10 protein-coding genes are annotated in these 10,531 nt (G+C 47.6%); 5 read left to right on the top strand and 5 right to left on the bottom strand.

Going from position 1 to position 10,531, the window contains the following annotated elements; all coding sequences use genetic code 11:
• Positions 1-157: 157 nt before the first annotated feature.
• Entirely contained in the window at positions 158-580 is a 423-nt protein-coding gene (locus FTU69_RS11335) for a glycine zipper domain-containing protein (protein WP_005178713.1), read from the bottom strand.
• A gap of 358 nt (positions 581-938) precedes the next feature.
• On the opposite strand from FTU69_RS11335, the gene prfA reads away from it, so the two are divergent.
• Both prfA and prmC read left to right on the top strand, forming a co-directional pair.
• Positions 939-2,027 carry a peptide chain release factor 1 gene (gene prfA / locus FTU69_RS11330; protein WP_005178710.1) on the top strand — a complete coding sequence of 363 codons (1,089 nt, stop codon included), beginning with the start codon at positions 939-941 and terminating at the stop codon, positions 2,025-2,027.
• Entirely contained in the window at positions 2,027-2,854 is an 828-nt protein-coding gene (gene prmC / locus FTU69_RS11325) for a peptide chain release factor N(5)-glutamine methyltransferase (RefSeq protein ID WP_075166875.1), read from the top strand. Before prfA ends, prmC begins: the two co-directional genes overlap by 1 nt.
• On the opposite strand, the gene FTU69_RS11320 is transcribed toward prmC, so the two are convergent.
• The 3 genes from FTU69_RS11320 to FTU69_RS11310 all read right to left on the bottom strand — a co-directional run bounded on the left by FTU69_RS11320 (position 2,851) and on the right by FTU69_RS11310 (position 5,505).
• The gene (locus FTU69_RS11320; protein WP_005178708.1) at positions 2,851-3,762 is read right to left on the bottom strand and encodes a bestrophin family protein; all 912 of its coding nucleotides are present in this window, start codon (positions 3,760-3,762) and stop codon (positions 2,851-2,853) included. The genes prmC and FTU69_RS11320 overlap by 4 nt on opposite strands.
• A 149-nt stretch (positions 3,763-3,911) precedes the next feature.
• Entirely contained in the window at positions 3,912-4,262 is a 351-nt protein-coding gene (locus FTU69_RS11315; protein ID WP_177155736.1) for a hypothetical protein, read from the bottom strand.
• A gap of 223 nt (positions 4,263-4,485) precedes the next feature.
• Entirely contained in the window at positions 4,486-5,505 is a 1,020-nt protein-coding gene (locus tag FTU69_RS11310; protein ID WP_180103905.1) for an AraC family transcriptional regulator, read from the bottom strand.
• Between the two features lie 159 nt (positions 5,506-5,664).
• On the opposite strand from FTU69_RS11310, the gene FTU69_RS11305 reads away from it, so the two are divergent.
• From FTU69_RS11305 to FTU69_RS11295, 3 genes are all read left to right on the top strand, one after another.
• Positions 5,665-6,435: a 3-hydroxyacyl-CoA dehydrogenase gene (locus tag FTU69_RS11305; protein ID WP_005178702.1), complete on the top strand. Its 771-nt coding sequence runs from the start codon at positions 5,665-5,667 to the stop codon at positions 6,433-6,435.
• A 178-nt stretch (positions 6,436-6,613) separates the two neighbouring features.
• Positions 6,614-7,750: an acyl-CoA dehydrogenase family protein gene (locus FTU69_RS11300; RefSeq protein ID WP_016659090.1), complete on the top strand. Its 1,137-nt coding sequence runs from the start codon at positions 6,614-6,616 to the stop codon at positions 7,748-7,750.
• A gap of 298 nt (positions 7,751-8,048) precedes the next feature.
• Positions 8,049-9,689 carry an AMP-binding protein gene (locus FTU69_RS11295; RefSeq protein WP_180103904.1) on the top strand — a complete coding sequence of 547 codons (1,641 nt, stop codon included), beginning with the start codon at positions 8,049-8,051 and terminating at the stop codon, positions 9,687-9,689.
• Between the two features lie 181 nt (positions 9,690-9,870).
• Here the strand turns inward: FTU69_RS11295 and FTU69_RS11290 are convergent, their stop codons facing one another.
• Positions 9,871-10,371, bottom strand: coding sequence for a pyridoxamine 5'-phosphate oxidase family protein (locus FTU69_RS11290; RefSeq protein ID WP_005178694.1), 501 nt, complete (start codon positions 10,369-10,371; stop codon positions 9,871-9,873).
• Between the last annotated feature and the right edge of the window lie 160 nt (positions 10,372-10,531).

Below are 10,531 nucleotides of genomic sequence, written 5' to 3'. Positions count from 1 at the left end.
GAATAATTCAAGTGAATTTGTTTGAAAGAAGAACTTTAAAAGCTTTATTTTCACCCGATAAAATACCCATAAAACAAGAGGAAGCTCAAATGAGCTTCCTCTTGTGAAAAATTGTGGGACAGCAATGTCCTGAAGATGCTTTTTTACAAGGGGAGAATTAACGACGACGTTTTTTCTTCCATTTACGTTCCTGGTAACGGTCGTATTCTTTATCTTTGGAAATCTTGTTACCCAGCGCTGCACCACCGGCTGCACCGAGCGCTGCACCAATATAACCACCATTCGTACCGCCCATGTTCTGACCCACGGTATAACCCGCACCGCCACCTAAGGCACCGCCAATGGCAGATTCAGTACGATGGCGTTTGTTACTGGCTACAGCTGCGCCACCTGCACCACCTAAAGCCGCACCAATGGTTGCACCCGTGGTACCGCCCATGTTTTTACCTAAGGCTGTACCTGCGACACTACCTAAGGCACTGGCTGCAGCTACACGGGTCGCATTGTCAGCATGTGCATTCACCGTCATGAAAGAAGTGGCAGCAAGCGTTGCACTTAATAAAACAGCATTGAGTTTCATATTCACTCCATGTCCAAGAGCGGACTTTTTAATGTCATTTGATGGCAGTAAATGTAACAAAAGGATTCCCTGCAAATATGGAGAGGCACCTTCATAATTCAGTGCTTTGGTTTCGGCTTTGTATAAGTTGTATTAAAACTGTCGATTTTATCGGCAGCCCAGACTTTAAATTGAAAGAGGCAGGATGCATCTCTTGCACGCTGTAGCGTATTTGCTGGATTTGGCCATCAACCACGCAGTTTCTGCTACGAATAAAGATGTTATTTGCTGGCCAGAATCGTTAAACTATGGCAATTTTTTGATTTCGCTGGCCTTATTGAATTAGGGCGACAGCCTGTATATTGAGATAATTTGCACAATGAAAGAATCGTTACGTTTACGATTAGATCAACTTTCTGACCGTCACGAAGAATTAACAGCACTCTTGGCCGATGCTGAAGTCATTTCCGATAACAAACGCTTTCGCCAGCTGTCGCGCGAACACAATGACCTGAGCGAAATTACCGAAGTCTGGGGCAAATATACCCAGGCCGAAGCCGATATTGAAACGGCTGAAGCAATGCTGTCCGATCCTGACTTTAAAGAGATGGCGCAGGAAGAGATCAAGGAAAACAAGGCACTGATTGAACAGCTGGAAGCGGATTTAAACATCCTGATGATTCCTAAAGATCCGAATGATGCCAACTCGGCCTATCTGGAAATTCGTGCCGGCACCGGTGGTGATGAAGCAGCAATTTTCTCCGGCGATTTATTCCGCATGTACAGCAAATATGCCGAATCTCAAGGCTGGCGTATTGAAGTGCTGTCAGAAAACGAAGGCGAACACGGCGGCTATAAAGAAGTGATTTGTCTGGTTAATGGTGACGGGGTCTATGGCCGCCTGAAATTTGAAAGTGGCGCACATCGTGTCCAGCGTGTTCCGGCAACTGAATCGCAAGGCCGTGTACATACGTCCGCCTGTACCGTGGCTATTTTGCCTGAAATTGATGTCGATACCACGGTGGATATTAACCCGGCAGATTTACGTATTGATACCTACCGCGCGTCGGGTGCCGGTGGTCAGCACGTCAACAAAACTGACTCTGCGGTGCGTATTACCCATATTCCAACCGGAACGGTAGTGGAATGTCAGGAAGAACGTTCGCAGCACAAGAACAAAGCCAAAGCTATGGCCTTATTGGCCTCACGTCTGGAAAATGCCAAACGTGCTGCAGCAGATGCTGCCACTTCGGAAATGCGTCGTGACTTGGTCGGTTCCGGTGACCGTTCCGAGCGTATTCGCACCTATAACTATCCGCAAGGGCGGATGACCGATCATCGTATTAACTTAACTTTATATAAGTTAGATGCAGTGATGGAAGGTGATTTAACCGAATTGCTGGACAGCCTGCACCGTGAATATCAGGCCGATCAGCTGGCTTTACTTGCCCAGCAAAATGGTGGCTAATGAAAATTGCCGATGCACTGGCCATTCGTGGCGTAGCAGACAGCTACGAACGTCAGGAAAATCTCTGGCTACTGGAGCATATTCTAGGTTTATCTGCCTTGGCGCTGAAATATCAGGCCGATCGTGAGCTAAGCCCAGAACAGGAACAGCAATATCTTGCGGGTATTGCCCGGATTGAAGCAGGTGAACCCTTGGCCTATGTCACCGGTTCACAGCCATTCTGGACACTGGATTTAAAAGTCACACCAGATACCCTGGTGCCAAGACCAGATACCGAAGTACTGGTAGAAAGCTGTTTGCAACTGGATTTACCGGCACAAGCGGCGATTATCGACTTGGGTACCGGCACCGGTGCGATTGCCTTGGCCTTGGCATCGGAACGTCCGGATTGGCAGGTGACTGCAACCGATATTTATCCGCCGACTCTGGCGGTTGCCAAAGAAAATGCGCAGACGCATAACTTGGAGCGGGTAGAGTTTAAGCTGGGCGCCTGGTTTGCTGCTTTAGGCGTTCCTGCCGAGCCGAGGTTTGATCTGATTGTGTCGAATCCACCGTATATTGCGGCTGATGATGTACATATGAAAGATTTGGCCACCGAACCTGAACGGGCCTTAGTGGCGGCCAAGCAGGGCTTATCTGATCTTGAGATTATTATTCAGCAAGGCAAGCATTGGTTAAAACCGCAAGGCTGGATTGCTGTAGAGCATGGTTATGATCAGGCAGTAGCTGTGCAAAATATCTTTAACGATGCCGGTTTTGTTGCGGTACGCACCATTCTGGATTATGGCGGTAATGATCGGGTGACTATCGGCCAACTCGGCGATTAAGTCAGGTTGCCTTTAATCGCCTGAATGGCCGGAGGTAATTCTTCACCCAAGGCACTAAGCATTTCCCGTTCAATCAGCCGGACCATGGCACTCAGTGGCAGGTCATTATCTTGCAGGCCAAATGGCTCTTCCAGTTGTTCGCTTAAGGCATCCAAACCCAAAAACAGATAGGCAATTAATCCCACCAGAATGGGGGTCCAGATGCCTAAATTCGCCTCTAAACTAAAAGGCAGAATAAAGCAGAAACAGTACACGGTGCGGTGTAGCAATACCGAATACGAAAACGGCAAAGGTGTGGTCAGAATCCGGTCACAACCGGCCTGAATATCCCCTAAGCTGATAATGTGCTTGTTCAGGCCGTGATAGACAATATCTGACAGTTCGCCGCTGTGCAGGGCCTTGACCAGATCTTTTTGAATCTGTTCCAGAATAAACTGGGCGGCATTAATATGCCCAAACAGCGCCTGATAATCGGCCGGGCTTAAATTGACCTTGTTATGATAAAAATCAATCGGCTCATTCTGGGTGCGCAGCCGGTTTTTCAGTAAATTGCTAAACAGCATTACCCGATACATCAGCACCTGACGTTCGGCGGGCGGCAACACATAGGAATCACGGGCAAGATGGCGTGAGGTGGCAATCAGCTGCCCCCATAATTTGCGGCCTTCCCACCAGCGTTCATAACTGGCAGTATTTCTGAAACTGAGGAAAATCGACAGGATAACCCCGAAAATGGTAAAGCCAATCGCGGGCACGGCCGGCGCCTGTACATAATGATGCGAGGACAGATAGACCAGCACGGTGGAAATGAACACCACCATCATTAAGGCCGGCATGACCTTGGGCAAGATGGTGCCTGACCATGCAAAAAGTAATGCGAAACTGTTGCTTTTATCCCGAATAATCATAGTGCTTCTGCGCGGATGCTCAGCCGTAGTGTTCCATAGCCGGACAAGGCAATGCAAGCCGTATACGTTGGGATGATTCAGTATAATCCAGTCAAAAAAAGTGACGCCGTAGCGTCACTTGAATAAGGCGTTGGGTAACTGCTCAAGATTTACATTGGATAATCTTGCAGACAGTCAGATACTTCCATCTGAGCCAGGCTATCGGTTTCTAAAGCCAGACACAGCGCTACAATTTTTGCCGTTTCGCTCAGGTTTTCATCTTTAAGTGCTAAGCCTGCTTGTAAGGCGTGCAGATCTTCCGGAGGAATATCTAAGGCTTGTGCCGCTTCTAGCGCATCTTCACGATCAAAAAATGCCGCCATCGCATTACGTAACTGATCTTCAGAGGTGTTGAGAATGCCTTGATTCAGCAATTCATCAAGTTGCTCTGAAGGAGTAGAAAGTGCGTGATTAAAATTTTGAACCAGATTTTGTGCAAGCACATCAATCATCTTAAGCATGGGAACCTCTAAAGATGGAGTACAACAAGGAGGAGGAGGGATTACAGCCAAAATTGCATAGAATCTATGCGATAAATTGAGTGAAAATTAATCTATTTTGGGGTGATTGGCAATGCTGTTACGATGAATGACCGGTTCAAATACTGCACTTGAAATGCCAAGTGCTTCATATTGCAACTTATATTTAAAAGTTCTGAGTTAAAAATATCAGCATAAATAACGGCTAGCTTTGATTCTGCCGGTAGGCCCCCGGATTTAAGCCAGTCCACTTTTTAAAGGCTCGGTGAAAGGCACTTGGATCATGAAAATTCAGCCGTTCACTAATATCTTGTAGCGATAGCTCGGTTTTCGAGAGCAGTTCAATCGCGGTATCGCGGCGGATTTCATTTTTCAGTTGCTGATAGCTGGTACCTTCCTGTTTTAAACGGCGCTGAAAAGTGGCGCCTGACATATTCAGTTGTCGGGTCAGTTCATGCAGTTCCAGCCATTCACTTGGCGGACGCTGCATCAGTTGTTTGCGAATCATCGTGCTTAACGCATGCGGATTTTTAAAACGCACCAGCAGGTTATACGGGGTTTGCTGTAAAAAGCGTTTCCAGCTGCGCTCATCCTGCTTGATTTTTAGACCCAAAGCCTGCGCATCAAAATAGATTCGGTTGTCGGGTTGTTCATAGCGAATGTTTTCACAAAAGCGCACCCGATAATCTGCATCATCGCTTGGAGCCGGGCATTTTAGTTCGATTTTTTGAATGACAATGCGCTGTCCACTGAGCCAGCAGATCAGGCTATGCACCAGCATTAAATAAGTCGCATAACTGAACATGGCTTTGGGCTGCGCCCGATCATGAAGGGTCAGCACAGCAGCATCTTTGTTGAGCTGCAGTTCCCCGCGCAGATCATCCAGAATCAGGTTGAAAAACTTTAGAATCTCTTTCAGTGCGGTTTCAATGGTATCGGCAGAGTAGACCCATTTGGACAATAAACGATAACTGCCACGGCGCAGCGGATGGCTGTCCATACCAAAAAACTCATCATTCATGGCATCGGCCAGGGCAATCCACAGCTGCGCATATTGCAGCACCGACACCCGCGCTTTGGCCGAATGCATCAGCTCCAGCGGAATACCGGCCCGGGTCAGAATGGAGTGAATTTCCACCCCTTGCTGCTGGGCGGCTTGCAGTGCTTCATGCACCAGTGCAATAGAAATGGTGCCTTTACTATAATGCAAATGGGATGGCGTCATCGCGTGTCTATTCAATTTAAAATTATGTTAAAAATGCTATTGTTCAAAGGCATCATGCAGGATGCTGTATTTGGAAATTGTACTCAAGCTGGAGTCTGATTACTCTGCATCTTAAGTCGAGTATGTGTCATTGATAACAAAACTATTTGGGAAAATAAAATGAAGATTCAAGGAAAAGTATGTGTGGTTACCGGTGGTGCATCTGGTTTGGGCGCTGCTACTGCACAGTATCTGGTGGAGCAGGGGGCCAATGTCATTCTGGTCGATATGAATCAGGAGCTGGGTACGCAAATGGCACAGCAATTGGGTGAAAAAGCCCAGTTTAAGGCGCTGGATGTGACCGATGAAGCCGCGGTAGAGCAATTCTTTGCCGAGATTGAGCAGCACTATGGCCAGTTAAATGGTCTGGTCAACTGTGCCGGCATCGCACCTTCAGCCAAAGTGCTGGGCAAAGAAGGCTTACATAGCTTAAGCATGTTCCAGAAAGTGCTGGACATTAATGTCAGTGGCAGCTTTAACATGATTCGTTTTGCTGCGCAGCTGATGGCCAAATATCAACTGCAAGCTGGTGAAGAAGAGCGCGGTGTAATTGTCAATACCGCTTCAGTGGCGGCGTATGAAGGACAGATTGGTCAGGCGGCCTATTCTGCGTCCAAAGGTGCGATTGTGGCGATGACCTTGCCGCTAGCGCGTGAACTGGCCCGTGAATCGATCCGCGTGATGACCATTGCACCGGGGATTATGGAAACACCAATGCTGAAAGCCTTTCCACAGCATGTGCAGGATGCTTTGGGGCAGATGGTGCCATATCCACCGCGTCTGGCTAAGCCACATGAGTTTGCCCAGTTGGTAGGACAGATTTTTGAAAATGGCTATTTGAATGGTGAGGTGATTCGTCTGGATGGTGCGATCCGGATGCAGCCTAAATAAGTACAATACTTAAAAAAGCAGCCCTTTGCTGGGTTAAATAAATAGCCTAAGTAAATAAAAATAAGATAAACCCATCTGGTCTGGTTGTCGTGCTGATGCTGCAGCTAGACCATCCCCCAAGTTTTTAGATCAGCCAGCGTACTTCAGCCGAATCCAACGTAATGAGAACGAGAAAGCAATGATTTTAAATGAACAACAAAAAATGGTTCAGGACATGATGCGTAGCTATGCGCAGGAGAAATTGAAACCGACCGCAGCCGAACGCGATAAAACCGCACAGTTTCCGGCACAGGAACTGAAAGAGCTGGGCGCTTTAGGTGCACTGGGTATGACTGTATCGGAACAGTGGGGTGGTGCCGGTCTGGATTATATCTCGCTGGTGCTGGCTTTAGAGGAAATTGCCGCAGGAGATGGTGCGATTTCGACGATTGTGAGTGTGCAAAACTCTTTACCGTGCGGCATCATTCAGCGTTATGGCACTGAAGCGCAAAAACAGCATTATCTGACCAAACTGGCGACCGGTGAATGGTTAGGCTGTTTTTGCCTGACCGAACCGCAAGTCGGTTCCGATGCTAGTGCCATCGAATGCAAGGCTGAACGTGATGGTGACAGCTGGATATTAAATGGCACTAAGCAGTTTATTACCACCGGTAAACACGCCCAGCTGGCTTTGGTCTTTGCTGTGACCGATAAATCTGCTGGCAAAAAAGGCATTTCCTGCTTTTTGGTCCCGACCGAGAACCCCGGATATATCGTATCGCGTTTAGAAGACAAAATGGGGCAGCATTGTTCCGATACGGCGACTATTGTGCTGGATCAATGCCGTATTCCAGCTGATCATCTGCTCGGTCAGGAAGGCGAAGGCTATAAAATTGCTTTGTCCAATCTGGAGTCAGGCCGGATCGGGATTGCTGCCCAATCGGTGGGGATGGCGCGTGCTGCTTTAGATGCCGCCGTGGAATATGCCAATGAACGTAAAGCCTTTGGGGTTGAGATCGTGCAACATCAGGCAGTGGCTTTTCGTCTGGCCGATATGGCCACGCAAATTGAAGCGGCGCGTCAGTTGATTCTACATGCAGCCAGCCTAAAAGATGCCGGTTTGCCATGTTTAAAAGAAGCCTCAATGGCCAAACTGTTTGCCTCGACCATGGCAGAACGCGTCTGCTCCGATGCCATCCAGATTCATGGCGGTTATGGTTATGTGTCCGACTTCCCGGTGGAACGGATTTACCGCGATGTTCGGGTTAGCCAGATTTATGAAGGTGCTTCGGATATTCAGCGTTTGGTAATCGCCCGGGCTGTGACCCAGCCTTAAACCGACGTTGATACAGCAATATGTCCAAACACGGCATCACGATTGAGGCCAATGGAAATTGCAGTCGCGCCGTCCTTATGCTGAACTGAAGCATAAGATGCTATTCATCATCTAACCCATCTCCCATGTGAAGACCACTTTGCATGGGCACAACCTAAAAATAGCAGTATAAGAAATAACCCTGCAGTCGGATGGACTGCAGACCATCAGCCCGATGGCATGAAAACAACAAGGAACACGTTCTGCAATACGGATGTTTTTGCAGATCAATCGCCCCGAAGGATAAGAGGTTGCCCCCATGAAAACGTTGCAAGACGCCTATCAAGATTTTAATTTGGAACAACTGATTGCTACCCAGTTACAGGGAACGGCACAGGCACTGAATGCCTATACCGAATGCTGTGGCCGATATTCTGGACAGCAGCACACCGCTTTGATCTGGGAAGGTAAGCAGGGTGAATCAGCCCGTTGGAGCTTTGATCAGCTGGCTGAGGCTTCGGGCAAGCTGGCCAATTATTTTCAGGCCATGGGTTTAAAAGCAGGCGACTGTATTGCCGGTCTGCTGCCACGTACTCCGGAATTACTGATTACCGTATTGGCCACCTGGCGGATGGGCGCGGTCTATCAGCCGCTATTTACGGCCTTTGAATCGAAAGCGATTGAACACCGGCTGGAGGCTGCCAATACCCGCTTTATTGTGACCCATACCGAGCAGCGCGCCAAACTCAGTTCGTTGCAGCAGATTGGTATATTAACCGTCGGTGCCGAAGCCGCTGGAACAAGTGATGCCGATTTCTGGCAGCAGCTGAATCAGCATTCTGCCAGTTTTGAGCCGGTACTGCGCAGCTTTGAAGATGACTTCCTGATGATGTTTACTTCGGGTACTACGGGTCTGGCAAAATCGGTACCGGTGCCTTTAAAAGCCTTGCTGGCCTTTAAAGGTTATATGCAGCATGCGGTGGATTTACGTGCTGAAGATTCGTTCTGGAATCTGGCCGATCCGGGCTGGGCTTATGGGCTGTATTATGGCATTACCGGGCCGCTCAGTCTGGGGCATAGTATTATCATGGATGAACGACCATTTAGTGTCGATCATGCACTGGAAGTCATTCAAAAATATCAGGTCAGCAATTTGGCCGGTTCGCCAACAGCCTTTCGTATGTTCTTTGGCTTTAAAGAAAAATTTGCCGGTGTACCTAAAACCTTGCGCGTGGTCAGCAGTGCCGGTGAGCCACTAACCCCAGAAGTTATTCACTGGTTTAAACAGGATCTCGAGGTCAATGTTTACGATCAGTACGGACAAACTGAACTGGGCATGGTGATTGCCAATCATCATGCGCTGGAACATCACAAAAAAGTGGGCTCGGCCGGTTATGCCATTCCGGGACATCGTTTTGCGGTATTAAATGCACAGCATCAGGAAGTTGCCGCGGGTGAAATTGGCACGCTGGCGCTGGATGAATCACAATCTCCATTAATGTGGTTTAAAGGCTATGCCGGACATAACCGTAAATCCTTTGTGGGCCAGTACTATTTAACCGGTGATACGGTGCGTTTAAATGAGCTGGGCGGAATTGATTTTATTGGGCGTGCAGACGATGTCATTACAACTTCGGGCTATCGGGTCGGACCGTTTGATGTCGAAAGCACCTTGCTGGAATGCGAGGAAGTGCTGGAATCAGCGGTGGTGGGTAAACCGGACCCGGCGCGTACTGAAATCGTTAAAGCCTTTGTGGTGCTAAAAGCACAATTTGCTGCAAGTCCGGCACTGGAACAAAAACTACAGCATTATGTGCGTTCACGTTTATCCAAACATGCTTATCCGAAAGAGATTGAATTTGTCGAGGCTTTACCCAAAACCTCCAGCGGCAAGATTCAACGCAATATCCTTAAGCAGCAGGAAATTGATAAACAGATACTGTTGGAAAAAGTCAGTTAAGAGGAGATAGAAGACAATTAAAATTATTTAATTTATGTAATTTGTATGTCATTACATTTGGTTTCTTGATATTGATTTTTATCAGTTTTATTTTTATCTATAAAAAGTCACGCAAGAATCTGCAAAATACAGGTCAAAGCGTGACTTTTTTTATGGCTATTTCAAGGCGTATATGTGGCTGTTATAAATCCATTTTCTGGTGTTCAGAATTGGGTTCACCAGTTTTACCGGTCAGATTGCCTTTCAGTACTTTAAATAACTGGGTGACTTTATTGTCGGTGACATTCCAGTATTCGGCACTAATCGCTTCTGCCACCAGAACACGCACCGAAGGATCATCCTTGCCGTTAAACCAGTTTTCCGCCCATGGATTCCAGAGCTGATCAATCAGGGCACGATCTGTACTGATTTGCGCATGTGCACTCATCGACACATAAATCCCGTCTGAGGGTTTGGAGAACGCCAGACCAATCTGGTTACGGCCGCTGGTCACTGCTGTAACCAGATCATTGCTGTCACGCAAAATAAAATACAAATTCTGACGTTCATGCAGCTTTTCAGAATTGAGCATGGTCATTGGCTGTGCATGAATTTCTTGGGTTTCGGTGTGGTGACTGATCATGGTGAAGCGTACATCTTTAATCAGTTCCCATAATTTGTCGCGGTTATGTTGATCGTTCATGTGCTCTGCTCCTGATGTCAGTAAATGCGCTTTTACGCAAAAGAACTCATTCACAAGCAGAGTAAAACGATTTTTGTGCTTCGCGTAGCGGTCTCACCTAACTCATACAGATTCAGGGTAAAACAATATCTGCGCTCAACAAAATCGCATCAGGCAAGAC

It is taken from the genome of Acinetobacter sp. YH12134, from assembly GCF_013418555.1.
Lineage (GTDB): Bacteria > Pseudomonadota > Gammaproteobacteria > Pseudomonadales > Moraxellaceae > Acinetobacter > Acinetobacter indicus.
The sequence above is the reverse complement of the archived record's forward strand: the minus strand, read 5'-3'. Positions and strand labels throughout refer to the sequence as shown.

Excerpts from the sequence above, each read along its gene's own strand:
- FTU69_RS11310 (WP_180103905.1), bottom strand. The coding sequence starts at position 5,505 with ATGACGCCATCCCATTTGCATTATAGTAAAGGCACCATTTCTATTGCA.
- prmC (WP_075166875.1), top strand. The coding sequence starts at position 2,027 with ATGAAAATTGCCGATGCACTGGCCATTCGTGGCGTAGCAGACAGCTAC.
- FTU69_RS11295 (WP_180103904.1), top strand. The coding sequence starts at position 8,049 with ATGAAAACGTTGCAAGACGCCTATCAAGATTTTAATTTGGAACAACTG.
- prfA (WP_005178710.1), top strand. The coding sequence starts at position 939 with ATGAAAGAATCGTTACGTTTACGATTAGATCAACTTTCTGACCGTCAC.
- FTU69_RS11320 (WP_005178708.1), bottom strand. The coding sequence starts at position 3,762 with ATGATTATTCGGGATAAAAGCAACAGTTTCGCATTACTTTTTGCATGG.
- FTU69_RS11305 (WP_005178702.1), top strand. The coding sequence starts at position 5,665 with ATGAAGATTCAAGGAAAAGTATGTGTGGTTACCGGTGGTGCATCTGGT.
- FTU69_RS11290 (WP_005178694.1), bottom strand. The coding sequence starts at position 10,371 with ATGAACGATCAACATAACCGCGACAAATTATGGGAACTGATTAAAGAT.
- FTU69_RS11315 (WP_177155736.1), bottom strand. The coding sequence starts at position 4,262 with ATGCTTAAGATGATTGATGTGCTTGCACAAAATCTGGTTCAAAATTTT.
- FTU69_RS11300 (WP_016659090.1), top strand. The coding sequence starts at position 6,614 with ATGATTTTAAATGAACAACAAAAAATGGTTCAGGACATGATGCGTAGC.
- FTU69_RS11335 (WP_005178713.1), bottom strand. The coding sequence starts at position 580 with ATGAAACTCAATGCTGTTTTATTAAGTGCAACGCTTGCTGCCACTTCT.